Here is a 25,361-nt window from a genome sequence, read left to right on the forward strand (position 1 = left end):
GCCCCCGCCCTACCCCGGCACCTGGCCCGTCGAGCCCCGCACCACCAGTTCCGGCTGGAAGACGTACTCCGTGCGCTGGACCGGGGTTCCCGAGACCGCCTCCAGGAGGGCTCCGACCGCGGCCGTCGCCATCGCCCGTACCGGCTGGCGGACCGTGGTCAGCGGCGGGTCCGTGAAGGCGATCAGCGGCGAGTCGTCGAAGCCGACCACCGACACGTCCTGCGGCACCCGCAGGCCGCGCTCGCGCGCGGCCCTTATCACCCCGAGCGCCATCGGGTCGCTGCCGCACACGATGCCCGTGCAGCCGCGGTCGAGGAGCGCGCCGCCCGCGGCGTGCCCTCCCTCGACCGTGAAAAGGGTGCGCTGGATGCGCCCCTCGTCCTCCGCGTCCGGTACGACGGACCGGAAGCCCTGCTCCTTGCGGGCCGACGGCACGTAGCGGGTCGGCCCGATGGCCAGGCCGATCCGTTCGTGACCGAGGTCCTGCAGGTGCCGTACGGCCATCTCGGCGGCCGCCCGGTCGTCCGGGGAGATGAAGGGGGCGTTCACATGCTCGTTGAAGCCGTTGATCATCACGAACGGCAGCCCTCGCGAGGCGAGGCGCTGGTAGCGGGCGGGGTCGGCGTGGGAGTCCGCGTGCAGCCCCGACAGGAAGACGATGCCGGTGACCCCCCGCTCCTCCAGCTGCTCCACCAGCTCGTCCTCGGTGGCCCCGCCCGGTGTCTGCGTGCACAGCACCGGCGTGTAACCGTGCCCGGCCAGGGCCTGTTCGATGACCTGGGCGAACGCCGGGAAGATCGGGTTGGTCAGCTCCGGGATGAGCAGGCCGACCAGGCCGTTGCTGCGGCGCTTGAGCCGGACGGGCCGCTCGTAGCCGAGCAGGTCCATCGCGGCCAGCACCTTGTGCCGGGTGCCGGCCGCGACGCCCGCCTTGCCGTTGAGCACGCGGCTGACCGTCGCCTCGCTGACCTGGGCCTGCGCAGCGATGTCCGTCAGCCGCAGCGCGGAGGTCACCCCTGCCACCACACCGTGGTGTCGGCGGGCAGGACGTCGGGCTCGGCGAGTTCACCGCTGGTGAGCAGGACGGTGCCCGGGGCGGGCAGGCGTACCGGCTCGCCGGTGGTGTTCGCCGTGCAGACGAAGTCTCCGCGGCGGAAGGCGAGGACGCCCTCGGGCGCGGGCAGCCACTCGACGGCGTCGCCGGCGCCGAGCTGCGGGTGGGCGCGGCGCACCCGCAGGGCCGAGCGGTACAGCTCCAGGGTGGAGGCCGGGTCGCCGGTCTGCGCCTCGACGCTCAGGCCGGCCCATTCGGCGGGCTGGGGCAGCCAGCTGCCGCCGGTGCCGAAGCCGTACGGGGCCTGGTCGCCGGACCACGGGATCGGCACGCGGCAGCCGTCGCGCAGCCCGTCCTGGCCGTTCTCCTTGAAGAAGGAGGGGTCCTGGCGGACCTCGTCGGGCAGGTCGGTGACCTCGGGCAGGCCGAGTTCCTCGCCCTGGTAGACGTACGCGGATCCGGGCAGGGCCAGCATCAGCAGCGCTGCGGCCCGCGCACGGTCCAGACCGCCGAAGCGGGTGCGGTGGCGGACCACGTCGTGGTTGGACAGCACCCAGGTGGTGGGCGCGCCGACCGTCCGCATCGAGTCGAGGGATTCGTCGATGGTGGCGCGCAGCGCCGGCGCGTCCCAGCCGGTGGTCAGGTAGTGGAAGTTGAAGGCCTGGTGGAGCTCGTCGGGCCGCAGGTACAGGGCGGTCCGGTCGGCGCTGGGGGTCCAGGCCTCGGCGACGCCGATGCGGTCGCCGGCGTACTCGTCGAGGACCTTGCGCCAGGTGCGGTAGATCTCGTGGACGCCGTCCTGGTCGAAGAACGGGAGCACCTGGTTGCCGAGCAGCTTCAGCTGCTCGTCGCGCCCGAGGTCGGGGAGGCCGGGCGCCTTGACGAGGCCGTGGGCCACGTCGATGCGGAAGCCGTCGACGCCGAGGTCCAGCCAGAAGCGCAGTACGGAGCGGAACTCGTCCTGGACGGCGGGGTGCTCCCAGTTGAAGTCGGGCTGCTCGGGGGCGAAGAGGTGCAGGTACCACTCGCCGTCGGCGACGCGGGTCCAGGCGGGGCCGCCGAAGATGGACTCCCAGTCGTTGGGCGGGAGTTCGCCGCTCTCGCCCTGGCCCGGGCGGAAGTGGAACCGCTCGCGCAGCGGGCTGCCGGGGCCTTCGCGCAGTGCCTGCTTGAACCATTCGTGCTGGTCGGAGCAGTGGTTGGGGACGAGGTCGACGATGATGCGCAGGCCGAGTTCGTGGGCTTCGCGGATCACGGCGTCGGCGTCGTGCAGGGTGCCGAACATGGGGTCGATGGCCCGGTAGTCGGCGACGTCGTAGCCGGCGTCGGCCTGCGGGGAGGCGTAGAAGGGGCTCAGCCAGACGGCGTCGACGCCCAGCTCCTTGAGGTAGGGCAGGCGGCTGCGGATGCCTTCGAGGTCCCCCATGCCGTCTCCGTTGGAGTCGGCGAAGCTGCGCGGATAGACCTGGTAGATCACCGCGTCTCTCCACCAGCCGGGCAGGGTGCCGGTGGTGGTGGGAAGTGCGTCGGCGAGGTGCTGGGTCATGTCGTCCTTGAAGAGGTCGGGCCGGGAGGTGGAACGGGCAGGCTCGGGTGGTCAGCCCTTGGTGGCGCCTGCCGTCATCCCGGCGACGAGGTGACGCTGGGCGAATACGAAGAAGATCGCCGCGGGGATGGCGATGAGGACCGAGGCGGCGCTCATGGCTCCCCAGTTGGATGTGTACTGGGTGACGAAGGTCTGCAGGCCGCCGGCCAGGGTGAGGTTCTCGTCGCCGACCATGAAGGCGGAGGCGTAGGCGACCTCGCCCCAGGCGGTGATGAAGGCGTAGAAGCCGGTGACGGCGAGGCCGGGCTTGGCGAGCGGGAGGATCAGCCGCCAGAAGGTGCCGAAGGGGTTGAGTCCGTCGACGCGTCCGGATTCGTCGATCTCGACGGGGATGGTGTCGAAGAAGCCCTTCATCATCCATGCGCAGAACGGCACGGCGATGGTGAGGTAGGTGATGATCAGGCCGACGGGCTGGTTGAGCAGCCCGAGCTGTCCCATCAGGTTGTAGAGCGGGACGATCAGGATGGCCATGGGGAACATCTGCGTGATGAGCAGGGTCCACATGAGCGGCTTCATGCCGGGGAACTTGAAGCGGCTGACCGCGTATCCGGTGGTGGCGGCGATGAAGACACCGAGGACGGTGGTGACGCCGGCGACCAGGACGGAGTTGAGGAACCAGTCGAGGAAGTGGCTCGACTCCAGCAGGTACGTGTAGTTGCTGAGGGTGGGTTCCTTGACGAAGTCCGTGGTGATCGCGTGCTGCGCGGGCTTGAGCGAGGTCAGCAGGATCCACAGGACCGGGAAGACGGCGATGACGGACGCGACGACGAGCGTCGCGTGCAGGCCGACGGAGGCGAGTGGGGAGCGGCTGCCCCGGGTACGCGTGCTGGTCATGGTCACCACACCTCTCCCTGCTTGCGCAGCGAGCGCCGGTAGACCAGCGCGAAGATCATGAGCAGCAGGAGGATCAGTACGCCCCACGTCGCGGAGACGGCGAAGTCGCGCGGGCTCGTGATGAAGGCCTCCCGGAAGGCCTGGGTCACCAGGATCTCGGTGGAGTCTCCCGGGCCGCCGCGGGTGAGCAGGAAGATCACCGGGAACATGTTGAAGGTCCAGATGGTGGAGAGCAGGATGACGGTCATGCTCACCGCGCGCAGTCCGGGCAGGGTGATGTGCCGGAAGCGCTGCCAGGCGCTGGCGCCGTCCATCTCGGCGGCCTCGTAGAGCTCGCCGGGGATGGACTGCAGGCCGCCGAGGAGGGCGACCATCATGAAGGGGATGCCCAGCCAGACGTTGACGGCGATGACCGAGAACTTGGCCCAGGTCGGGTCGTCGAGCCACGGCACGGCGGCGATGCCGCCGCCGTCGAGGACCTTGTTGAGGATGCCGTTGTCGCGGTTGAAGAGGAACCGCCAGGCGAAGACGGAGACGAAGCCGGGCACGGCCCAGGGCAGGATGAGCGCCATGCGGTAGGCGGCACGGCCCCGGAACTGCCGGTTCAGCATGTTGGCGAGGGTCAGTCCGAGCACGAACGTGATGGACACGCACGCGACGGTCCAGACCACCGTCCACACCAGCCGCTGCAGGAACACCGGGTCGCCGAGCACCGCCGTGTAGTTGTCGAGTCCGATGAACTCGTACGTGGCGTCGATGTGGCGGGCGCCGATGTCACGGGCGACGTTGCGCTCGTTGGCGTCGGTCAGCGACAGGTAGACGCCGCGCACCAGCGGCCAGCCGATGATCACGCCGAGGACGAGCACCACCGGGGCGACCATGGCCCAGGCGTACCAGTGGGTGGCGAGGGCGCGCCTCAGGCCACCTGTGTTCCGGGTGTTCCCCGTGTTCCCTGTGTTCCCGCTGTCAGTCCAGCGGCTCCGGCCGCGGACGGCGGAGTCGTTCCCGACTCCGTCGTCCGCGGCCTTCACCACAGACTGGCTGGTGTCAGCAGCCATCGTTTCGTTACTTCCAGCCCTTGAGGATCTTGCGGAACTCGATGCCGGCCGCCTTGGCCGCGTCCTCCGGGCTCGACGCCCCGGTGATCGCCTTGGTGTATTCGACCTTCAGCGGCTCGAAGAGGGAGCCGTTCTCCGGGATCCAGGCGCGCTCGACGGCCTTGTCCACGGCCGGCTTGAAGAACTGGACCATCTCGCTGCTCTTGACGTCCGGCTGCTCGTAGGCGGCGGTACGGGTCGGCAGCAGGCTCAGCTCCTTGGCGGACTGGACCTGGACCTCCTGGGAGGTCATGTACTCGACGAAGGCGTGGGCGGCGGCGCGGTTCTTCGAGCCGGCGTAGACGCCGAGGTCGTGGCCGCCCTGCGGGGCGCCGGCCTTGGCCGAGCCGGCCGGGACGGCGGCGATGCCGAGGTTGGCCTTGTCCTTGAACTGGTCGCCGGCGTAGGTGTCGGCGACGGCCCACGGACCGTTGATCATCATGGCGGCCTCGCCGGTCTTGAAGGCCGTCTGCATGTTCGCGTAGCCGTCGGTGGCGTTGGTGACCGCCGCACCCGAGGCGACCAGGTCGCGGGCGGTCTTGAAGGCCTTGACGCCCGCCTCGTTGTCGACGGTGACCGTCTTGTTCTTCGCGTCGACGAGGTCGCCGCCCTCGCCGTAGATCAGCGGGAGGAACCAGTAGGAGTCGTCGCCGCGCAGGTAGAGGGCGGCCTTGCCGGTCTTGCCCTTGATGGCCTCGGCGGCGGTCTTCAGCTCCGCCAGGGTCTTGGGGGGCTGGACGCCGGCGTCGGCGAGCATCTTCTTGTTGTAGAAGAGGCCGAGGGTGTCGATGACCTGCGGGACGGCGTAGGTCTTGCCCTCGTACTTGCCGCTGGCGGCGGCCTGCGGCAGGAACTCGCTGTCGACCTTCTTCGCCATGTCCGCCGGGACCTCGTCGAGGTAGCCGAGGGAGGCGAAGTCCGCGACCCAGCCGACGTCGGCGCGGATCACGTCAGGCGCGTCGGAACCGCTGCTGAAGGCGTTCTTGACCTTGTTCTGCGCGTCGCCGTACGGGACGTTGACGTACTTGACGGTCACCTTCGGGTGCTTCGCGGTGAAGCCCTCGGCGATCTTCTGGAAGCTCGCCTTCTCGGCGTCGTTGGCGGTGTCCCACCACGTGACCGTGCCGGAAAGCTCGCCACCGGCGTCGGTCCCGCCGTCGCCCTTGTCGTCACCGCCGCAAGCCGTCGCCGCGAGCGCCAGGGCCGCGACCAGCGCGGTGGCCGCTATGCCACGCCGCATATGAACTCCTTCGATGATCCCGGCCGCGCCCTCGCGGTCCCGAGTTGCCAGGAACGTAACAAGACTGAAAGAGGACCGAAAGGCCTTGCGCAAACTTTCTGCAAGCGGAGGGGATCGTTACATCCGTGTGTCCGTACGGTTGCCGCAGCTTGCTGTTAGTTCGAATGTTCTTCGACTGCTCGGGCCCGCAACCAGGGGGCATGTAGCCGCGTTGACCCCGATATGACCCACGAGTCGACGGCCGTCGGCCTTGCAAGCGCTTACAGCAACGCGACGACTGCGAGCGGTGACTGGTGGCGCGATGCCGTCATCTACCAGGTGTACGTACGCTCCTTCGCCGACAGCGACGGCGACGGGATCGGCGACCTGCGCGGGGTCCGCTCCCGCCTGCCCCACCTCGCCCGCCTCGGGGTCGACGCCGTGTGGCTCACCCCGTTCTACGTCTCCCCGCAGGCGGACGGCGGCTACGACGTCGCCGACTACCGGGCCGTCGACCCGCTCTTCGGGGACCTCGCCGACGCCGACGAGCTGGTCCGCGCCGCCCATGAGCTGGGGCTGCGGGTCATCGTGGACGTGGTGCCGAACCACACCTCCGAGCAGCACCCGTGGTTCCGGGCCGCGCTCGCCGGGGAGCCGGGGGCCCGGGAGCGCTACCTCTTCCGCCGCGGGCGGGGCGCGGACGGGAGCCTCCCGCCGAACGACTGGGAGTCGATCTTCGGCGGCCCGGCGTGGACGCGGGTCGCGGACGGCGAGTGGTACCTGCACCTCTTCGCGCCCGAGCAGCCGGACCTCGACTGGACCCACCCGGAGGTCACGGCGGAATTCGACTCGGTCCTCCGCTTCTGGCTCGACCTGGGCGTCGACGGCTTCCGCATCGACGTCGCCCACGGCATGGTCAAGGCCGACGGCCTGCCGGACATCGGCCGCGGCGCCCAGGCCACGCTGATCGGCACCGAGCCGCTGCCGTTCTTCGACCAGGACGGGGTCCACGAGATCCACCGCGCGTGGCGGCGCCTCCTCGACTCCTACGAGGGGGCGCGCATCGGGGTCGCCGAGGCCTGGGCCCCGTCGTCGGAGCGGCTCGCCCTGTACGTGCGCCCGGACGAACTCCACCAGGCCTTCAACTTCCGGTTCCTCAACTGTCCGTGGGATCCGGGGGCGATGCGGACGGTGATCGACGAGTCCCTGTCCGCCACCACGGCAGTGGGCGCCCCCACCACGTGGGTCCTGTCGAACCACGACGTGGTCCGCCACGTCACCCGCTACGGCGGCGGCGCCCAGGGCCTGGCCCGAGCCCGGGCCGCGGCCATGCTGATGCTGTCCCTGCCGGGCTCGGCCTACCTCTACCAGGGCGAGGAACTGGGCCTCCCGGAGGTGGCGGACCTCCCTCCGGAATCCCGCCAGGACCCGGCCTTCCGCCGCGGGCGCCGCCAGCAGATCCCCGTGCCCGCGGTTGACCCCGCCCCCGGACCGGGGCCTGCGGCCCCCGGCATCATCGCCCCCCGCCCAGGCGAACCCACCCCACCGCAGTCGGCGCCAAGCCCCCACTCCCAGCCCGAATCCGGCGCCGGGCCGCAGCCCCGGGCGTGCTGCGTGCCGCAGGCCCAGGCCGGCACCGGGCCGGAGGCCGAACCAGGGGCCGGGCCCGCGCCCGAACCATGCACCGCGCCGCAGGCGCACGGCCCCACCCGGCCGCAGGCCGAAACCGGCACCGGGCCGCAGGCCCAAGCGTGCTGCGGGCCGCAGGCCGTAACAGGGGCCGGGCCGGAGGCCGAAATGGGGGGCGGGGCCGGGGGTGATCCGCTGACCGCGCCGGAGGCGGACGGGCAGGACGGGTTGCGTGACGGCTGTCGCGTCCCCATCCCCTGGGCGGGGGCCGAGCCCCCGTACGGGTTCGGGCCCGTCGGCAGCTGGCTGCCGCAGCCCCCCGAGTGGGCCGGCCTCAGCGTCGCCGCCCAGACCGGCGACCCCCACTCCACGCTGGAGCTCTACCGCGCCGCCCTGGAACTGCGCCGGGCCATGCCCGGCCTCGGCGCCCCGGAGGCCGGTCCGTCCCCCGACCCCTGCGGGATGCGCTGGCTCCCCTCCCCCGACGGGGTCCTCCTCTTCACCCGCCCCGGCTTCGCCTGCACCCTCAACACCCGCCCCGAGCCCGTCGAACTCCCCGCGCCCGGTCGCCCCGTACTCTCCAGCGCCCCTGTCGAGACCGACGGCCGCACCGTCCGTCTTCCCCCGGATTCGTGCACGTGGTGGGCATTTTGACGTGGCGGCCGGTACAGTCCAATCCCGTGACCGCACGGCTAGCCGACATCGCAGCCCAGGCGGGGGTCAGCGAAGCCACAGTCAGCCGCGTGCTCAACGGCAAGCCCGGTGTGGCCGCGGGCACCCGCGAGTCCGTGCTGGCCGCGCTCGACGTCCTCGGCTACGAACGCCCCGTCCGGCTGCGCCAGCGCAGCGCCGGCCTCGTCGGACTGATCACGCCCGAGCTGGACAACCCCATCTTCCCGGCGCTCGCCCAGGTCATCGGCCAGGCACTGACCCGCCAGGGGTACACGCCGGTACTGGCCACGCAGACGCCCGGTGGGTCCACCGAGGACGAGCTGACGGAGATGCTCGTCGACCGCGGGGTCTCCGGGATCATCTTCGTCTCCGGCCTGCACGCCGACACCACGGCCGATATGGGCCGTTATGACCAACTCCGCGGGCAGGGCGTCCCCTACGTCCTGATCAACGGCTTCTCCGACAAGGTGCAGGCCCCCTTCGTCTCCCCCGACGACCGCGCCGCGATGCACCTCGCCGTCACCCACCTCGCCGCGCTCGGCCACACCCGGATCGGCCTCGCGGTCGGACCGAAGCGGTTCGTTCCGGTCCTGCGCAAGATCGAGGGCTTCCGTGCCGGGATGAAGGAGCGCCTCGGACTCGACGAGGCCGAGACCGAGGAACTGATCCAGCACTCCCTCTACTCCCTCGAAGGCGGCCAGGCGGCCGCGTCCGCGTTGATCTCGCGCGGCTGCACGGCCGTGGTGTGCGCGAGCGACATGATGGCGCTCGGTGCGATCCGGGCGGCCCGCCAGCAGGGACTGCGGGTGCCGCAGGACGTCTCCGTCGTCGGTTTCGACGACTCCCCGCTCATAGCGTTCACCGACCCGCCGCTGACCACCATCCGCCAGCCCGTGCAGGCGATGGGGCAGGCGGCGGTTCGGACCCTGCTGGAGGAGATCGGCGGTACGCCGGCCCCGCACAGTGAGTTCGTGTTCCTGCCGGAACTGGTGGTGCGCGGCTCCACGGCCTCGGGCCCCGGTCAGCGGCGCGGCCCGTCTCGTACCTGAGACGGACCGGCTGCGCCGAAGACCGTCCCGAGGGATGATCGGAGGCGAGAGCTCATCTGGCAGACTCTCTCCCCATGGGTGAATCGAGCGTGAAGACACTGGAAACCCGGACGGACGTCTCCTCACCCGAAGTGGTCGAGACCGAGACCCGCCCGGCGTCCGACCGCGCCCTGCTCTCCCGGCTGCGCGTCCCGCGCCGGCCGCGGATCTGGTTCGAGATCGTCCTGATCGCGGTCAGCTACTGGACCTACTCGCTGATCCGCAACGCCGTGCCCGAGCAGAAGTCGATCGCCCTCGCCAACGCCGACTGGATCTGGGGTGTCGAGCGGACCCTCGGCATCGCCGTCGAGCAGTCGGTCAACCACGCCGTCAATTCCGTGACGTGGCTGATCGTGGGCATGAACTACTACTACGCCACGCTCCACTTCGTCGTGACCATCGGCGTGCTGGTGTGGATCTACCGCTTCCATCCGGGCCGGTACGCCGCCACGCGCCTGGTCCTCTTCGCCACCACCGGCGTCGCCCTGGTCGGCTACTACTTCTACCCGCTCGCGCCGCCCCGGCTGATGAACGGGCAGGACTTCATCGACACCGTGCTGGTCCACCACACCTGGGGCTCCATGGCCTCCGGGAACCTCAAGCACATGTCGAACCAGTACGCTGCGATGCCGTCCATGCACATAGGGTGGTCGCTGTGGTGCGGCCTGACGATCTTCGCGGTCGCCTCGGCCCCCTGGGCCCGGATCCTGGGCCTGCTCTACCCGACGGCGACCCTCGTCGTCATCGTCGCCACCGCCAACCACTTCTGGCTCGACGCCGTCGGCGGGATGATCTGCCTGGCCTTCGGCTACACCGTCTCGCGCACCTGGTACGGCGCGATGCCGCACCGCCTGCCCCGCCACCCCGAGCACACGGGCCCGCACCCCGCGGCGCAGCTGCTGAACCGCTTCCGCACCCCCCGCTAGGGCGCATCCGCCCTGCCACACGCCCGTCGCCGCCCGCGTCCGAGCGCCCGTGTCCCGGAACCTTCCGGGGCACGGGCGCTCTCGCGTCAGGAGGAGGACTGGTCCGTGAGGATCGCCGGGTCCGAGAGGCCGGCCGCGCCGGTCTCCACCTTGCCGGCGAAGCGGCGGCCGAAGTCCGCGGTCTCGGACGAGGTGACGCTCACGTCGTACCAGCGCCGCGTGTTCTTCAGGGAGACGCTGTGGGTGACGGTGGCGCCCTTGGCGACGGTGAGCCGCTTGGCTCCTCCGCCGTAGGCGTTGGTGACCGTGAGGGTCGCCGTCGACGCCCCGGCATTGGTGAGGGTGAGGTCCAGGTTGCCCGTGGTGGCGTTGTGGCGGGCGGTGACCTCGGGGCCGGGGGTGGTGCCGGGGTTGCGGAAGCCGCGCAGGAAGCCGTTGGGGCCGTGGACGGTCAGGTCGGTGACGCCGGCCGAGTAGCGGGTGTTCCAGGTGTCCGAGATCGACTTGCCGGCCTCGGTGGTGTACGTCCAGGGGGCGTCGGTGCGGTTGGCGGAGGTGACGTAGAACTGCGCGCCCAGGTCCGCGCCGCCGCTGAAGGTCAGCCGGAACGTGCCCTCGGCCGTGCGGGCCGCGCCGTCGACGTACGGGGCGTACTTCAGCGGGCGGGTGCGGCACTGGCCCTTCTCCTGGCGCGGCATGGCCCCCACCGCCGGCGGGGTGGCCCGGAAGTCGGGGTGCCGCTCGCGGTCCTGCGGCTCCCACGGGCCGGTGTCGGGCAGCGACACCGTGGCGGTGTCCTTCCGGGCGAAGTCGAAGGCCGAGGTCAGGTCACCGCAGACGGCGCGCCGCCAGGGCGAGATGTTGGGCTCCTGCACCCCGAAGCGCTTCTCCATGAAGCGGACCACCGAGGTGTGGTCGAAGGTCTCGGAGCACGAGTAGCCGCCGGTGCTCCAGGGCGAGACGACGAGCATCGGGACGCGCGGGCCCAGTCCGTACGGTCCGGCGACGTAGCCGGCCTTGCCGGGGAAGACGTCGAGGGCGGTCGGCGTGGTCGACAGGCCCTGGCCCGCGTCGGCCGGGGCGTACGGCGGGACGACGTGGTCGAAGAAGCCGTCGTTCTCGTCGTAGGTGATGAACAGGGCGGTACGGGCCCACACGTCGGGGTCGGACGTCAGCGCGTCCAGCACCTGTGCGATGTACCAGGCGCCGAAGTTGGACGGCCAGTTCGAGTGCTCGCTGAACGCCTCCGGGGCGGCTATCCAGGACACCTGCGGCAGGGTGCCGGCGGCGACGTCGGCGCGCAGCCGGTCGAAGTAGCCTTCGCCGGCCTTGGCGTTCGTGCCGGTGCGGGCCTTGTCGTGGAGCGGGTCGCCGGGCTGGGCGTTGCGGTACTTGTTGAAGTAGAGCAGCGAGTTGTCGCCGTAGTTGCCGCGGAAGGCGTCGTTGATCCAGCCCCAGGAGCCGGCGGCGTCCAGGCCGTCGCCGATGTCCTGGTAGACCTTCCAGAAGATCCCGGCCGCTTCCAGGCGCTCGGGGTAGGTGGTCCAGTCGTAGCCGGCTTCGGCGTTGTTGAGGACCGGGCCGCCGCCCTTGCCGTCGTTGCCGGTGTGGCCGGACCAGAGGTAGTAGCGGTTGGGGTCGGTCGAGCCGATGAACGAGCAGTGGTAGGCGTCGCAGATGGTGAACGCGTCGGCGAGGGCGTAGTGGAAGGGGATGTCCTCGCGCGTCAGGTGGGCCATGGTGGCGGGCGTCTTGGCGGGCACCCAGTTGTCGTACTTGCCCTTGTTGAAGGCGCTCTGTCCGCCGGCCCAGTCGTGGTTGAGGCCTTGGAGGTACTCCATGCCGAGGTCGTCGGACGGCGGGCGGAAGGGCAGCGTCTCCTTGCCCGCGTTGTCGGCCTGGTGCCAGACGGACTTGCCGCTGGGCAGGGTCACGGGGCGCGGGTCGCCGAAGCCGCGGACGCCGCGCAGAGCGCCGTAGTAGTGGTCGAAGGAACGGTTCTCCTGCATCAGGACCACGATGTGCTCGACATCGGCGATGGTGCCCGTCGTCCCCTGCGCGGGGATGGCGGCGGCGCGCGCGATGCTGTCGCCCAGCAGGGTCAGGGCGGCTGCGCCCCCGGTGAGCTGGAGGAACCGGCGGCGGTTGAGTTCTGCCATGGGGTGACGACCTCTGCTTCGTTCGCGGGTGTTCGAGCGCTCCCAAGAACAGCGCGCCCGGAGGACCGGAGAGGGAGCCGGACGTGACGTCGGCGGGTACGCAGGGCGAACGGCAGGCGGATTCCCACGGAGTTCGGCGCGCCGCCCTCAGCACCCCCGTTCGTACTCGACCTGGGCGAGGGGGTTGCCGTCGCCGAAGTCGTAGGTGCGCGCGGCGCCGCTCTCGGCGAAGCCGCACTTGGTGTAGAAGCGGCGGGACTGGTGGGTGTCGCGCAGGGTCCACAGGTGCGCCGTGGTGAAACCGTCGCCGCGCAGGTGCCGCAGCGTCCCGGTCATCAGGACTGCGGCGACGCCCGTTCCCCAGCTGTCGGGGTGACTGTAGAAGGAGAGGATCTCCGCGAGGCCGGGCCGGGTCGAGGACGAGCGGTAGACGGACATGGCCGTCGGCCGGCCGTCCCCCTCGGCCAGCAGGATCGTGGAGTCCTGCGCCGCGAGCCGTGCGTGCCAGCGGGTACGTCTGCTCGAAATCCCCGCCGCGGCGAACCCGGGAGCGAAGAAGGGTGCGTACGCCGTTTCCCAGGCGGCGGCGTGGATCCCGCCGAGGACGTCTCCGTCACCCGGGCCCGCGCGACGCACCGCGAACTTCACTTCCCCCACCCGTCGATCCCTTCCAGCGCTTCGGTGAGCGTACGGACGCAGGCCTGGTCGGCGAGGATCCGTACGCCGCGCCAGGGCCGGCTGAGCCGTTCCTCCTGCGCCAGGATCCTGCGCAGCAGCGGCGCCGCCGAAACGGCCGGGGCGCCGATCTTCCCGAGGATCCGGACGGCCTCCCGCACTGGCATGGCGGGATCGCCGGCCCAGGCCGGGTCCGCCTCCGCGAGCAGCACCGGTATCGCGGGCCCGGGGTCGCCGGTGATCCGCCAGTACGCGTGCGCGGCGTAGGTCCTGGTCCACGCTCCGGGCGACTCCATCAGGCGGCGCACGGCGTCCGCGTGTGCGGCAGCCAGGGGACCGAGGTCGGCGAGGAAGGGCAGGCCGTGGCTCGCCGTACCGGATCGCACGGCGGTTCCGCACACGTCGAGGGCGAGGGTGGGGTCGCCGGTCACCTTCCAGTGCGCCCAGGCGGCCACCCGCGTGTGGGGTCGGCGGGCTCCCGGGTCCCGACCGGTGGCGTACGCGGCCAGCCGGTCCGCCGTGGCGGCGGCCGGCGGGCCGATCCGCCCGAGCACGCGCAGGGCGTCGTAGGTGTCGGCCGTCCCCAGGAACCGGATCACCTCGGACACGGCGGGCGCGGACGCCGGGCCCCAGAGGGCGAGGAGTTCGAGGAGGGCAGTGGTGGAGTCGTGCTGCTCCGGGTTCTGCCGCAGGACGGGCAGCACCACGGGGAGCAGCTCCGCTGCGGGTAGGACGGCCAAGATGCGTGCGCGGGGACGGTCGGACGGCAGCCGGTTGTCGTCGGCAACCCGCTGCAGGGCGGGCAGCGCACGAAGATCGCCCATCCCGGCGAGGGCGAGCGTGAGCAGTCGGTCGGTGTACGCGGAGCCGTGGCCGAGGGACTCGGCGATCAGGTCGGCGTGCGCGGCGATGTCTCCGTCGGCCTGGAACACCGCGTGGTCGGCGGCCCAGCTGGTGTGCGCATCGCCGCAGACGGCTTTGACCACGACCTCCCAACACCACGGCTCGGGCCGCCGGTATCGGTAGACGGCCTCGGTGGCTTCGCCGAGTGGGCTCACGCGGTGGCGTGCGCCACGAAACCGGTCCAGGCGTCCGGGGTGACGGCGAGGCGCGCGCCCTCGGGCCGCTTCGAGTCCCGGACGAGGACCGTGCCGGGGGTGTGGGCGACCTCGACGCAGTTCGGGCCGTCGTTGGTGCTGTAGCTGCTTTTGACCCATACCAGTTCGGAGAGGTCAGCGGCCGACGCTTTGATGCTCATGTCTCCCCTAGTACCTTCTCGATGAACGTCAGCGATGCGCGAGGCGTCAGAGCCTGTGCCCGGATCATGCCATAGCGCATGTCCAGGATCTGGACCTCTTTCGGTTCAGTGATCAAGCGGCTGACCAGCTGAACTTCGTTGTGCCCGACGGTCGTTCCATCCCTGAGCCGCATGACCGTGAGGGACCCGGCGAGCCCAGCATGCTCCTCGACGAGGGTAGGCATCACCTGGATTTCCACGTTGCGCAACTGGCCGACCTCCAGCAGGTGTTCCAGTTGGCGACGCATGACCATCTTGCCTCCGATGGGCCGCCGCAGGACAGCCTCGTCCTGCACCACGGTCAGCAAGGGAGCAGGATGCTGCCGGAGGATGTGTTGACGCGCCTGCCTCGCCGCGACCAGGCGCTCGGTCTCGTCTTCCGAGTAGGCGGGGCGCCGCACCGCATAGAGCGCTCGCGTGTACTCCTCGGTCTGGAGCAGGCCCGGCACCACGCCGTTGTCGTACGACCCGATCTCCACCGCCTGGGACTCCAACTTGGCCAGATCCCGGACCTTCTTGGGATAGCGGGCCCTTTCGACATCGGCCTTCATGGCGGCGATTTTCCCGCCCGCCCCGAGGACCTCGTCCGCCTTGTCCAGGAACTCCGGGCGCGGAATACGGGCTCCGCGTTCGATCTTGTAGATCAGGTTCGCCCCGTATCCCATCCGCTCACCGAACTTGGCCCGGTCAAGGCCTACCGCCTCGCGCCACATCTTCAGCTGGCGTCCCACCGTGGCGATGACCGCTCCGGATTCGTCCTCCGGGTCGAGTTCCCAGCTCGACTCGTCGGCCCCGTCCGTGTTCACATCCGCCTCCCCTTGGACCGCGAGGACACCACGGGACCGCTCTGGACAACCGTCGTACACAGGGCCCTCAACTCTGTTCAGGGTACGCACGGATGGCCACTCTGAGTCACGTGAATCAGGAAATCTCCCTCGTCGCCGCGCTCCCTTCCACCCCGCGCGGCGCCCGCGCCGCCCGCGCCCTCGCGGTGGCCCAACTCATGGAACGCAAGCTTCCGTTCGAGGATGCGGCCCAGGTCGTCGCCGAACTCGCCGCGAACGCCGTGACCCACGGCAGGGTGCGCGGGCGGGACTTCCGGCTCGCGCTGCTCCTCACGCAGGGCCCTACGCTCCGTATCGAAGTGTCCGACACACGAAGGGAGTTCGCGCCGCCCGTCGCCTGCCAGGCGCCCGATGCCGAGGTGGAGTCGGGGCGGGGGCTGGTGCTGGTGTCCGCGCTCGCCTCGCGGTGGGGGACGGATCTTGGTCCGGCGCCGCTGAAAACGGTGTGGGCGGAAATTGATGTGGCGAGTCCGATTTCACCGGATCGAGGTTTCCACGACCCGGTGGATCAATATCCGGTCCCGCACGACACCTAAAGACTAACCACCGGGAGAAACGACCTTCCACACCTCCCCCCCTCCCCTCTCACACGGTCGGGTGAATCACCCCAACCGGACTGGCGCATAAGCCAATTCGCCGGGCACTCTGACTCCCGACAACCCCATAAAACGCATTCGGCCCCCGGCCGGGACGGCAATCCCGGGCGAGGGCCTGACCACAGCGGAAGCGACACCTTCCCCATGGCTGACCAGCAGCTTAGCGCGCCCTCGCGCGTCCCGTCGGGTATCCGGCACGTCAACCACGACCACCGCCGCGGCTACGTCAAGATCGGCAACCATCTCGCCCAGCACCGCGCGCTGAGCCTGGCGGCGATCGGCCTGGCCACGCACATCCAGTCGCTCCCGACCGGCTCCAGGGTGACCATCAAGGCCCTTGCCGAACGCTTCCCGGAGGGCGAGGTCCGCATCGCCGCCGCCCTGCGCGAGCTGGAGCGATACGGCTACCTGGCCCGCTTCCAGGAGCGGCTGCCGACGGGGCGCGTCGTGACCTGCACGGTCTCGTACAACAACCCGCCTGAGATGGCCGAGGCGAGCCGCGAACGGCGGGACCCACCCCGGCGGCCCGAGCCGAAGCCGACCCCCCAGCCGGACCCGGAGCCTGAGCCCGAACCGGAACCCGCGGCCGAAAGCGTCACCCCCGAGGCCGAGTCGGAGGCGCGGGAACTGCTGGCCCGGCTGCGCCTGCGCGATCCGCGGCTGACGCTGTCCGAGCGGGACACCGTACGACTGGCGCCCGCCGCGGCGGAATGGCTGGAGCGCGGGCTGGCCCCGAGCGCCGTCACCGCGGCCCTCACGCGCTCGCTCCCGACGCAGACGATCCACTCCCCCGCCGCGCTGCTCGCCCACCGCCTGCGGGAACTGCTGCCGCCCCGCCTGCCGGATCCCTGGGCACCCCACCCGGCCGGCCCGGACCGTACCGTCCACCCCCTCCGCACGTGCGACGGCTGCGAACGCGCCTTCCGCTCCCCCACCCCCGGCCACTGCCGCAGCTGCGCGCCACCGCCGACGGCCGGGACGACCACCGCCGCCGCTTGAGCCGTGCGCTAGAGCGCTTCGTCGGCGGCCCGGTCCATGAACGACTGGAGCGCGGCCAGCTGCGCCCGTACCGCTTCGGCGAATTCGGCATCGGCCTTCGCCGTGTCGACACCTTCGGGGCCCTTGCCGTACCAGTCAGTCGCCAGCTCCCCCACGCGCGCGGACCGGGCGCCGATCGCCGCCAGGTCCTTCCTGCCCTCGGGCGGCGCCACGAGGCGCGCCGTCGTGACGGCCCGCGCGAGGTCGGTATTGGCCGGTGCGTATCCACTCTCGAACTGGCGCCGCCTCTCCTGCGGGGTCTTGGCCGGGTCGAGGCTCACGGTCAGCAGCTGGGTGGCCTGCTGCACGTACTTGTTCGCGGTCGCCGCGAGTTCCACGTAGGCGGCCCGGCGGATGTCCGACCGGCGGGCCTGGGCCTCCTCCCGGCGCGTGTCCTTGGCCTCGAAGTAGGCGAGCGTGCTCCCGGTGAGGCCGGCCAGGGCGCCGATCAGCGCCCCCGCCAGCGCGGCGGTCGTCGTACTCGGCTGCCTCCGGCGCCCATTCGCCCCGCCATCGGCCTTGTCCTTCTTCTGCGTCATGCATTACCCGTACCGCGGCCGACCCGGCCCGGCACCTGCAACCACCTGGAGGCACGAACACGCCGGGACCGCTCGAACGAATTACCCCGGGCGATCACGCCCACCCTCACCCTCGCCCTGATCATTCTCAGGTTCGGCAATTCCTCCGAATGGGCCGCGGGGAATGCGGGCAGGTTCTCGCCGCACCCTTCGCGGATGGTGCGGGCCCCGACGCCACGATCCGGCGCCCGGTTGCGTGACATGCGTCACGACGGGAACCTCGGCGCCGGAGGGCTTCCCGGGCGCGCCACCCCATCGACATTTCGACATTTGTCCGTTTTGGATTCGACATTCCCCTCTCCTACGGGAACGGAATCCCGGCTACCGCCTTACCTGCCCCCTACTTCCCTGGTCACGGCCGCTCCTGAATACGCATCACATGGTTGTGCCAGTGACCAGATCGTGACCATGCACGATCAACGGCCCGTTTCAAGCCGCGTGCCGAATCCCCCGTGTGAGCGCGAAAGGGAAACTTGCCAGGCCAATGGCGGGCTTCTAAGAATGTCGACCATTCCGGCGTCCCGCAGTTCCGGCGCCGGAAGCTTCGCGATCACCGAATGAGGTCACGCATGCAGAAGCATCGGAAGAAGAAGCAGTACCGGAAAATAATCATCGGCGTCAGCGCTCTCGGAATCGTGGGTGTCCCCACGGCCGCCATGGCCTGCTTCGACACGGGCGGCGACGACACCGGCCGGACCCGCACCGCGAGCCACCAGGCGCAGCGCCCGTGGAGTTACGTCCCCACGGCCGTCCCGAACACCGCGGTCCCGGTGGACGTCCCGACGACGCCGAGCAGCACCCCGGCGCCCGAGCAGCCGGCCGCGGAAGCCTCCCGGCCCGCCGCCCAGCCCCCGCAGGCGCAGCCCTCTCAGGCGCAGCCGCCGCAGGCCGCGCCGCAGCCCGCGAAGCCGCCGGTCACCAAGAAGCCCCAGGCGCCCCAGCCGCCGAAGACCTCGCCCGCGCCGGCCGCCTCCGGCTCCGTCGCCGCCGTCCTCGCCCTGGTCAACCAGGAGCGCGCCGCCGCCGGATGCCAGGCCGTCACCCTGAACGCGAAGCTCACGAAGGCCGCGCAGGACCACAGCGCGGACATGGCCGCCAACGGCAACATGTCCCACACGGGCTCGGACGGCTCGGACCCCGGCGCCCGCATCACCCGCGCCGGCTACGCGTGGAGCACGTACGGCGAGAACGTCGCCTACGGCTACAGCACGCCCGAGAAGGTCATGGAGGGCTGGATGAACAGCCCCGGCCACCGCGAGAACATCCTGAACTGCTCCTTCAAGGAGATCGGCATCGGCCTCGCCCAGCCGAACTACTACTGGACCCAGGACTTCGGCACGGCCCGCTGAAGCCCGCGCCAGTCCGCAGCGGCGGAGCGCTGACCCTTCACGGGTCCGCGCTCCGCCGCTGCGGGTTCAGCCCCCGTAGAAGAGTTCCTCGACCACCGCGCGGGCGCGGCGCGTGATGCGGCGGTAGTCGTCCAGCAGCTCGCCGACCGTGCCTTCGGCGTAGCCGAGGTAGCGGCCCACCGCCGCCAGCTCGCGGGCCTCGGAGGGGAAGGTGTCCCCGGCGCGGCCCCGCACCAGCATCACGGCGTTGCGGACCCTGGTCGCCAGTACCCAGGCCTCGTCCAGGATCTGCGCCTCGTCGGTCGGGATCAGCCCGGCCGCGTGGGTGGCCGCGAGGGCCTCGCGGGTCCGGGTGGTCCGCAGGCCCGGTTCGGCCCAGGCGTGCCGCATCTGCATCAGCTGCACGGTCCACTCGACGTCGCTGAGACCGCCGCGACCCAGCTTGGTGTGCAGGGTCGGGTCGGCGCCGCGCGGCATCCGCTCCGACTCCATCCGTGCCTTCAGCCGGCGGATCTCGCGTACCGCGTCCTCGCCGAGGCCCTCCGCCGGGTAGCGCAGCGGGTCGATCAGCTCGATGAAGCGGCGGCCCAGCTCCTCCTCGCCCGCCACCGGCTCGGCCCGTAGCAGCGCCTGGCTCTCCCAGGTCAGCGACCAGCGCCGGTAGTAGGCGGCGTAGGAGGCCAGGGTGCGCACCAGCGGGCCGGAGCGGCCCTCGGGGCGCAGGTCGGCGTCGATGAGCAGCGGCGGGTCCGCGGTGGGCAGCTGGAGCAGCCTGCGCATCTCGGCGATGACGGTCTGGGCGGCCTTGGCGGCCTCCTGCTCGTCGACGCCCTCGCGGGGTTCGTGGACGAAGAGGACGTCGGCGTCGGATCCGTAGCCGAGTTCGTGGCCGCCGAAGCGGCCGACGCCGATGACGGCGAAGCGGGTGGGCAGGGTGTCGCCGAAGTGCGCCTGCACGGCGGCGCGCAGGGCGCCCGCGATGGTCGCGGCGGTGAGGTCGGAGACGGCCCCGCCGACCCGGTCGACCAGGGCTCCGTGGTCCTCCTCGGCCGGGCTGTCCTCCGTACCGTAGGAGCCGATGATGTCGGCGGCGGCGGTGCGGAACAGCTCGCGGCGGCGTACCCCGCGGGCGGCGGCGACGGCGGTCTCCGGGTTCTCGGCGCGGCCGACGGCGGCGAGGACCTCCTGGACGAGGGCCTCGTACGTACGCGGCGCCAGGCCCTCGGGGTCGCCGAGCAGGGCCACCGCCTCCGGGGCCCGCATCAGCAGGTCGGGGGCGAGGCGGCCGGCGGACAGTACCCGGGCGAGGTTCTCGGCGGCGGCGCCCTCGTCGCGCAGCAGGCGCAGGTACCAGGGGGTCTTGCCGAGGGCGTCGGAGACCTTGCGGAAGTTCAGCAGGCCGGCGTCCGGGTCGGCGGAGTCGGCGAACCAGCCCAGCATCACCGGCAGCAGGGTGCGCTGGATGGCGGCCTTGCGGGTGACGCCGGAGGCGAGGGCTTCGAGGTGGCGCAGGGCGGAGGCCGGGTCGGCGTAGCCGAGGGCTTCGAGGCGCTGGCCGGCGGCGCGCGGGGAGAGCCGGGTCTCGCCGGGGGTGAGCTGGGCGACGGCGTCGAGCAGCGGCCGGTAGAAGAGCTTCTCGTGCAGCCGCCGGACCACGGAGGCGTGCCGGCGCCAGGCCTTGTTGAGCTCGGCGACCGGTTCGGTGCGCAGGCCCATGGAGCGGCCCAGGCGGCGCAGGTCGTTCTCGTCCTCGGGGACGAGGTGGGTGCGGCGCAGCCGGTAGAGCTGGATGCGGTGCTCCATGGCGCGCAGGAAGCGGTACGCGTCGTGCAGCTGGGCGGCGTCGGCGCGGCCCACGTACCCGCCGGCGGCGAGCGCGTGGAGGGCGTCGAGGGTGGTGCCGGAGTGCAGGGTGGCGTCGCTGCGGCCGTGGACGAGCTGGAGGAGCTGGACGGCGAACTCGACGTCGCGCAGGCCGCCGGGGCCGAGCTTGAGTTCGCGGTCGACCTGCGCGGCGGGGATGTTGTCGACGACGCGGCGGCGCATCTTCTGGACGTCGGGGACGAAGTTCTCGCGTTCGGCCGCCTGCCAGACCAGGGGCGTTATGGCGTCGATGTAGTCGGCGCCCAGGGCTTCGTCGCCGGCGACGGCGCGGGCCTTGAGGAGCGCCTGGAACTCCCAGGTCTTGGCCCAGCGCTGGTAGTAGGCCAGGTGGGAGGCGAGGGTGCGGACGAGGGGTCCGTTGCGGCCCTCGGGGCGGAGGTTGGCGTCGACGGGCCAGATGGTGCCCTCGACGGTGGTCTCGGAGCAGATCCGCATCAGGTGCGAGGCGAGGCGGGTGGCGGCCTGGAGCGCCTTGCCCTCGTCCGCGCCGCCGGCCCCGCCGGCCCCGTTGGCGGTGGTGGCCGCGTCCCCGACGAAGATCACGTCGACGTCGGAGACGTAGTTGAGCTCGTTGCCGCCGCACTTGCCCATCGCGATGACGGCGAGGCGGCAGAGCGCCGCGTCCTCGGGGGCGGCGGCGGTGGCGATCCGCAGGGCCGCGCGGAGGGTGGCGGTGGCGAGGTCGGCCAGCTCGGCGGCGGTCTGGGCGACGTCGATGGTGCCGCAGACGTCGCGGGCCGCGATGGAGAGCAGGCAGCGGCGGTAGGCGACGCGCAGGGCGACGGGGTCGTGGGCGTCCGCGAGGCCGCGCTCGAACTCGGGGAGTCCGGGGTGCAGGTCGGCGGCCTCGTACGTGACGAGGTCGATCCAGTCGCGGGGGTGGCGGGCGAGGTGGTCGCCGAGGGCCTCGGAGGCGCCGAGTACGCCGAGGAGGCGGTCGCGGAGGGGTTTGGCGCTGACGAGGGTGTCGAGGAGCCCGGGCAGCTCGCCGTCGGGCTGCGCCTCGGCGAGCCGGACCAGCCCGCGCAGGGCCAGGTCGGGATCGGCGGTCGCCCCGAGGGCGTCGAGCAGCACGGGATCGGCGCGGACGGCGGCGAGCGCCTCGGAGTCGAGCAGCCGGGCGGCTGCGGAGGGGTCGGTGAAACCGCTGCGGAGCAGCCGGATGAAGGTGCTGCTCCTGCGTCCCGGGACCGTCATCCCGCCGCCTCCCGCGGTCGTCGCTGCCACTGCCTTGGCTCTGCGTTGCACTGCCCTGACCTGCCTGGGTCGAGCCTAGCCGGAGCAGGCGTTCGACTCACCGGGACGTACCATGGCGTGGATTATCGGATTATCTGAATACTTATCGCGTGATGGGGCCCGCTCCCCGCCGACCGGCCACGAGGAGCCCCATGTCCGACGGACACCCCCGCCCCGGCCCCCCGGCGGGCGGAGCGCCGGGCCCCGGGCCGGGCGCTGACCCGACGTACCTGTACGGGCAGTACGGGCAGTACAGGCAGCCCGATGCGTACGCGCAGCCCGATGCGTACGGGCAGTACGGGCCGTACGGGCAGTACGCGGGGAACCAGCAGCCCCAGCAGTACCACCAGGCGCACCTGCCCCACCAGCACCAACACCCCGAGCCCGTACGTGAGTTTCACCATGCCCCGCAGCAGGGCTGGAACGGCTGGCCGCCCGAGCAGTACGCCCCCGTCGTGCCGCAGCAGGCCTACGAGTTCCGGCACACGGCTGACGCCGACCCCGCCCGCGCTCTCGGCGAACCCGAGGCCGCGGGGCCGCCCGCCCCCTTCGTGCCGCAGCAGGCACAGGCGCACTCGCCCCGGCAGTCGGAGCCGGCCCACGGCTTTCGGCACCCGGGGCACCCCGGGTCCCCGGAACACCTCCACCCGGCCGAGGCCGAATCCGCGGTCCGGCCCGCCCCTGCCCGGAACCACGACCGCGAGGCGGACGCCCCGGCCGGCCCCACGGACCCATCCACCGCGGCCCCTGACGCGGCCGACGGCCGCAAGGCCGCGCGGCTCGCCCGCAGAGCCGGAACCCCCGACGCATCCACCGCTGCCCCTGGCGCAACCGACGGTCGCACCGGCGGGGCAACGCCGCAGGGCCGCAAGGCCGCGCGCCTCGCCCGCAAGGGCGGAGTCCCGGACCGCGCCCCAGGCGCATCGACCGCCACCCGGGGCGCGGCCGACGGCCGCACCGGCGAGGCAACGCCACTGGGCCGCAAGGCCGCGCGACTCGCCCGCGAGGCCGGGGGCCCGGACGGCCCCACCGGCGCATCCACCGCCGCCCGGGATTCGGCCACGCGCCCGGCCGGCGGGGCAACACCGCAGGGGCGCAAGGCCGCGCGGATGGCCCGCAAGGGCGGGGCGGCTCCCGACGGGGCCGTACCAGCGGCCGGGGCGCGACCGCGGCGCGGCGGCGGGCAGGGGCCGCAGCGGAACCACCGGTGGGCCGGCCTCGTCAAGGGCGTCGCCCTCTGCGCGGCCGTCGCCGCCGCCGGGATGCTCGTACTCCGGGCCGGCGCAGCCGTCGAAGGCCTGGGCGGCTCCCCCGCACACCCGGGCGGCGGCGGCCCGGGCAGCGCAGCCGTGGCCGTCGGAGCCGGCGCCGTGCCCGACCCCGGCCGCGTGGTCCAGATCGTCGCGCACCCCGACGACGACCTGTACTTCATGAATCCGGACCTGCGTTACTCCATATCCGCCGGCCACCCCGTGACCTCCGTCTACCTCACCGCGGGCGAGGCCGACGGCGTCAACGCCACCCCCGCCAAGGGCGCGACCACCGCACCCAACAAGCCCGCCTACGCCGAGGCCCGCCAGAACGGCATCCGCGCCGCCTACGCCAAGATGGCCACCGGCGACCGCAGCAGCGCCTGGAAGCGCACCGTCGTCCCGACGAAGGGCGGCGGCCACGCCGAGGTCGACGTCCTCGTCGCCAACCCCAAGGTCAACCTGGTCTGGCTGCAACTGCGCGAAGCCGGCCACGGCTACGCCGACGTACCCGACAGCCTGCACGGGCTCTGGGACGGCAAGGTCGCCCGCCTGGAGTCGATGCTCTCCTCCGGCACCCCGGTCAAGCAGCGGTTCGCGTACTCGAAGGACCAGGTCGTCCAGACCCTCGTCGGCGTCCTGGAGCAGTACACGCCGACCACCGTCCGCTTCCAGGACCCGACCCCCGGCCGCTACCCGGACACCAAGCAGTACACCGACCACCAGGACCACTTCTACGGCGCCCGCTTCGTGCAGATGGCCACGGCCGCCTACGCGAAGGACGTCAAGGACCGCCCGCACTTCGCGGTGCAGAACTACGTCGGCTACTTCAACGGCTCCCTCCCCAGCGCACTGGACCCGAAGGAGGCGAAGGAGAAGCTGGACAGCCTCGACACCTACGCCTGGCTCGACCGGCAGAACCACTGCGGCAGCGACGCCGGCTGCGGCGACCTCAAGGTCTCCGACCACCCGGCGGGCAACCGCTGGACCGACTCCATCAACTACGCCCGCGGCACCGGTACGAACTGGCTGACCTCCGACAAGGACCACGGCCTGTGGGCCTTCAAGGTGCTCGACGGCCAGATCGCCGTCTGGCACCGGCCCGGCCCGGTCGGCGCCTGGCGGGGCCCTGACCTGCTGCCCGGCACCGGAATGGACCCCGGTGCCTCCGCCGTGACGCTGAAGGACGGCCGCATCGCGGTGTTCAGCACCCGTACCTCCTTCGGGGCGCGGCCCGCCGACTACGAGCGCGAGGTCGTCTACGCGGTCCAGAAGGGCCCCGGGACGGACGGGTTCGGGGAATGGCAGTCGCTCGGCACCCCCGAGACCGCGGACGAGACGTGGACCTCCGACATCAGCGCACCGGCCGTCTCGGTCGACGGCACCGGCCAGCTGGCGGCGTACGTCCGCGACGGCGCGTACGGCCTGCGCGGCCGGGTGCAGCAGGCCGACGGCGGCTGGGGTCCCTGGGAGAAGCACGGCGGCGAGGACCTGCACGGCGCGCCGGTCACCGCGACCGACGGCGCGGGGCGGCGCATGGTGCTGTCCGCGACGTCGAAGTCGGTCGTCGGCTGGGCGCAGCCGAAGCCGGGCGCCCCGCTGGGCCGGGTCACGGCCACCGGGCTGCCCGACACCACGCTCCCGCTGACGGCGGAGGGGCGCGAGGGCGGGGTACGGCTGTGGTTCCGCAAGCCCGGCTCGGGCAACGTGCGTACGGCCCTGATGACGGCCGACGGCGGGCTGAAGGTCAACCACATGACCGACCTCGGCGGGCTGAACGGCTTCGGCTCGGTGACGGCGAGCGGGCACGTGCTGGCGGGCCGCGCGGCGGGCGGACAGCTGGGCTCGGAAGTCGGGCCGGGACGGCCGTGGGGGCGGTCACCGCTGATGTTCGTCGGTGCGCCCTCGTCGACGATGACCGGGAAGAACATGGTCAGCCTGGCGGTGGTGGGGCTCGACGCCCGGCTGTACGTGACCTCGTCGGCGGACGCCCCGGACGCGTACCTGGCGCCGTGGCAGCCGGTGGGCCCGCGCAACGCGGCTCCGTAGCGCGGCTCCGTAGCGCTGCTCCGTAGCGCGGCTCCGTAGCGCGGCTCCGTCGCGCGGCTCGGCAACACGGCTCCGTAGCGGGGCGGGATTTTCTGGAGCGGGGCGGGATTTCCGTAGCGGCGCGCCATAGCACCCCGCACCCGCGCCACGCCCGGGGCGGACGAATTGCCTCCACTTTGGCGGCACTTACCCGGTCTTTTCCGGAAAGCAGGAGTCATCGGCCGCTTCGGTGAACCAAGTTCGCCGATTCCGCCTCTCTCTGACTGCTCAGCGTTTTCTC

19 protein-coding genes are annotated in these 25,361 nt (G+C 71.9%); 7 read left to right on the forward strand and 12 right to left on the reverse strand.

Features of this window, described 5'->3' with window-relative positions; translation table 11 throughout:
• Positions 1-9: 9 nt before the first annotated feature.
• The 5 genes from IG86_RS0132155 to IG86_RS0132175 are packed head-to-tail and all read right to left on the reverse strand — an operon-like array spanning position 10 to position 5,831.
• Positions 10-1,026, reverse strand: a complete 1,017-nt coding sequence (locus IG86_RS0132155) for a LacI family DNA-binding transcriptional regulator (RefSeq protein WP_037849688.1) — start codon at positions 1,024-1,026, stop codon at positions 10-12.
• Positions 1,011-2,600, reverse strand: coding sequence for a glycoside hydrolase family 13 protein (locus IG86_RS0132160; protein ID WP_030901617.1), 1,590 nt, complete (start codon positions 2,598-2,600; stop codon positions 1,011-1,013). Before IG86_RS0132160 ends, IG86_RS0132155 begins: the two co-directional genes overlap by 16 nt.
• A 51-nt stretch (positions 2,601-2,651) precedes the next feature.
• Positions 2,652-3,494, reverse strand: coding sequence for a sugar ABC transporter permease (locus tag IG86_RS0132165; protein ID WP_030659138.1), 843 nt, complete (start codon positions 3,492-3,494; stop codon positions 2,652-2,654).
• Between the two features lie 2 nt (positions 3,495-3,496).
• Complete coding sequence (locus IG86_RS0132170) at positions 3,497-4,552, reverse strand: carbohydrate ABC transporter permease (RefSeq protein ID WP_030832320.1); 1,056 nt, start codon at positions 4,550-4,552, stop codon at positions 3,497-3,499.
• Positions 4,553-4,559: 7 nt separating this feature from the next.
• The gene (locus tag IG86_RS0132175) at positions 4,560-5,831 is read right to left on the reverse strand and encodes an extracellular solute-binding protein (protein ID WP_030832323.1); all 1,272 of its coding nucleotides are present in this window, start codon (positions 5,829-5,831) and stop codon (positions 4,560-4,562) included.
• Between the two features lie 222 nt (positions 5,832-6,053).
• Here IG86_RS0132175 and IG86_RS41760 point away from each other — a divergent pair, with 222 nt between their 5' ends.
• The 3 genes from IG86_RS41760 to IG86_RS0132190 all read left to right on the forward strand — a co-directional run bounded on the left by IG86_RS41760 (position 6,054) and on the right by IG86_RS0132190 (position 10,125).
• Entirely contained in the window at positions 6,054-8,093 is a 2,040-nt protein-coding gene (locus tag IG86_RS41760) for a glycoside hydrolase family 13 protein (RefSeq protein WP_051785535.1), read from the forward strand.
• 26 nt (positions 8,094-8,119) lie between these two features.
• On the forward strand, positions 8,120-9,160 hold the full coding sequence (locus IG86_RS0132185) for a LacI family DNA-binding transcriptional regulator (RefSeq protein WP_030659145.1): 1,041 nt from the start codon (positions 8,120-8,122) through the stop codon (positions 9,158-9,160).
• Positions 9,161-9,234: 74 nt separating this feature from the next.
• On the forward strand, positions 9,235-10,125 hold the full coding sequence (locus IG86_RS0132190) for a phosphatase PAP2 family protein (RefSeq protein ID WP_037849691.1): 891 nt from the start codon (positions 9,235-9,237) through the stop codon (positions 10,123-10,125).
• An 86-nt stretch (positions 10,126-10,211) separates the two neighbouring features.
• Here IG86_RS0132190 and IG86_RS0132195 read toward each other — a convergent pair whose 3' ends face one another.
• The 5 genes from IG86_RS0132195 to IG86_RS0132215 form a co-directional block, all read right to left on the reverse strand.
• Positions 10,212-12,284, reverse strand: a complete 2,073-nt coding sequence (locus tag IG86_RS0132195) for a phosphocholine-specific phospholipase C (protein WP_030901627.1) — start codon at positions 12,282-12,284, stop codon at positions 10,212-10,214.
• Between the two features lie 147 nt (positions 12,285-12,431).
• Entirely contained in the window at positions 12,432-12,941 is a 510-nt protein-coding gene (locus IG86_RS0132200) for a GNAT family N-acetyltransferase (protein ID WP_030901630.1), read from the reverse strand.
• Positions 12,929-14,017 (reverse strand): hypothetical protein, encoded by a 1,089-nt coding sequence (locus tag IG86_RS0132205; protein WP_030901633.1) that lies wholly within the window; start codon positions 14,015-14,017, stop codon positions 12,929-12,931. Before IG86_RS0132205 ends, IG86_RS0132200 begins: the two co-directional genes overlap by 13 nt.
• On the reverse strand, positions 14,014-14,217 hold the full coding sequence (locus IG86_RS0132210; protein ID WP_030832339.1) for a DUF397 domain-containing protein: 204 nt from the start codon (positions 14,215-14,217) through the stop codon (positions 14,014-14,016). The genes IG86_RS0132205 and IG86_RS0132210 overlap by 4 nt, the downstream gene beginning before the upstream one ends.
• The gene (locus tag IG86_RS0132215; protein ID WP_030832342.1) at positions 14,214-15,062 is read right to left on the reverse strand and encodes a helix-turn-helix domain-containing protein; all 849 of its coding nucleotides are present in this window, start codon (positions 15,060-15,062) and stop codon (positions 14,214-14,216) included. The genes IG86_RS0132210 and IG86_RS0132215 overlap by 4 nt, the downstream gene beginning before the upstream one ends.
• A gap of 92 nt (positions 15,063-15,154) precedes the next feature.
• Between IG86_RS0132215 and IG86_RS0132220 the strand changes: the two genes are divergently transcribed.
• Together IG86_RS0132220 and IG86_RS0132225 are read left to right on the forward strand one after the other, a co-directional pair.
• Positions 15,155-15,637: an ATP-binding protein gene (locus IG86_RS0132220; protein ID WP_051785536.1), complete on the forward strand. Its 483-nt coding sequence runs from the start codon at positions 15,155-15,157 to the stop codon at positions 15,635-15,637.
• Positions 15,638-15,841: 204 nt separating this feature from the next.
• Entirely contained in the window at positions 15,842-16,696 is an 855-nt protein-coding gene (locus IG86_RS0132225; protein WP_030901639.1) for a hypothetical protein, read from the forward strand.
• A gap of 8 nt (positions 16,697-16,704) precedes the next feature.
• Here IG86_RS0132225 and IG86_RS0132230 read toward each other — a convergent pair whose 3' ends face one another.
• Entirely contained in the window at positions 16,705-17,274 is a 570-nt protein-coding gene (locus tag IG86_RS0132230; protein WP_030901641.1) for a hypothetical protein, read from the reverse strand.
• 608 nt (positions 17,275-17,882) lie between these two features.
• Between IG86_RS0132230 and IG86_RS0132235 the strand changes: the two genes are divergently transcribed.
• Complete coding sequence (locus IG86_RS0132235) at positions 17,883-18,662, forward strand: CAP domain-containing protein (RefSeq protein WP_030901644.1); 780 nt, start codon at positions 17,883-17,885, stop codon at positions 18,660-18,662.
• Positions 18,663-18,728: 66 nt separating this feature from the next.
• On the opposite strand, the gene IG86_RS0132240 is transcribed toward IG86_RS0132235, so the two are convergent.
• Positions 18,729-21,743 (reverse strand): bifunctional [glutamine synthetase] adenylyltransferase/[glutamine synthetase]-adenylyl-L-tyrosine phosphorylase, encoded by a 3,015-nt coding sequence (locus tag IG86_RS0132240; protein ID WP_030901647.1) that lies wholly within the window; start codon positions 21,741-21,743, stop codon positions 18,729-18,731.
• Between the two features lie 191 nt (positions 21,744-21,934).
• Here IG86_RS0132240 and IG86_RS44775 point away from each other — a divergent pair, with 191 nt between their 5' ends.
• A complete protein-coding gene (locus tag IG86_RS44775; protein WP_051785537.1) occupies positions 21,935-25,081 on the forward strand; it encodes a PIG-L family deacetylase in 3,147 nt (1,048 codons plus the stop codon).
• The last annotated feature ends 280 nt before the right edge of the window (positions 25,082-25,361 follow it).

Origin of the sequence: Streptomyces virginiae (genome assembly GCF_000720455.1) — a bacterium.
In the GTDB taxonomy this organism is placed as follows: Bacteria; Actinomycetota; Actinomycetes; order Streptomycetales; family Streptomycetaceae; genus Streptomyces; species Streptomyces virginiae.

Coding starts and splice junctions, on each gene's coding strand:
- IG86_RS0132160 (WP_030901617.1), bottom strand. CDS start 2,600: ATGACCCAGCACCTCGCCGACGCACTTCCCACCACCACCGGCACCCTG.
- IG86_RS0132165 (WP_030659138.1), bottom strand. CDS start 3,494: ATGACCAGCACGCGTACCCGGGGCAGCCGCTCCCCACTCGCCTCCGTC.
- IG86_RS0132170 (WP_030832320.1), bottom strand. CDS start 4,552: ATGGCTGCTGACACCAGCCAGTCTGTGGTGAAGGCCGCGGACGACGGA.
- IG86_RS0132175 (WP_030832323.1), bottom strand. CDS start 5,831: ATGCGGCGTGGCATAGCGGCCACCGCGCTGGTCGCGGCCCTGGCGCTC.
- IG86_RS41760 (WP_051785535.1), top strand. CDS start 6,054: ATGACCCACGAGTCGACGGCCGTCGGCCTTGCAAGCGCTTACAGCAAC.
- IG86_RS0132190 (WP_037849691.1), top strand. CDS start 9,235: ATGGGTGAATCGAGCGTGAAGACACTGGAAACCCGGACGGACGTCTCC.
- IG86_RS0132195 (WP_030901627.1), bottom strand. CDS start 12,284: ATGGCAGAACTCAACCGCCGCCGGTTCCTCCAGCTCACCGGGGGCGCA.
- IG86_RS0132210 (WP_030832339.1), bottom strand. CDS start 14,217: ATGAGCATCAAAGCGTCGGCCGCTGACCTCTCCGAACTGGTATGGGTC.
- IG86_RS0132220 (WP_051785536.1), top strand. CDS start 15,155: ATGGCCACTCTGAGTCACGTGAATCAGGAAATCTCCCTCGTCGCCGCG.
- IG86_RS0132225 (WP_030901639.1), top strand. CDS start 15,842: ATGGCTGACCAGCAGCTTAGCGCGCCCTCGCGCGTCCCGTCGGGTATC.
- IG86_RS0132230 (WP_030901641.1), bottom strand. CDS start 17,274: ATGACGCAGAAGAAGGACAAGGCCGATGGCGGGGCGAATGGGCGCCGG.
- IG86_RS0132235 (WP_030901644.1), top strand. CDS start 17,883: ATGCAGAAGCATCGGAAGAAGAAGCAGTACCGGAAAATAATCATCGGC.
- IG86_RS0132240 (WP_030901647.1), bottom strand. CDS start 21,743: ATGACGGTCCCGGGACGCAGGAGCAGCACCTTCATCCGGCTGCTCCGC.
- IG86_RS44775 (WP_051785537.1), top strand. CDS start 21,935: ATGTCCGACGGACACCCCCGCCCCGGCCCCCCGGCGGGCGGAGCGCCG.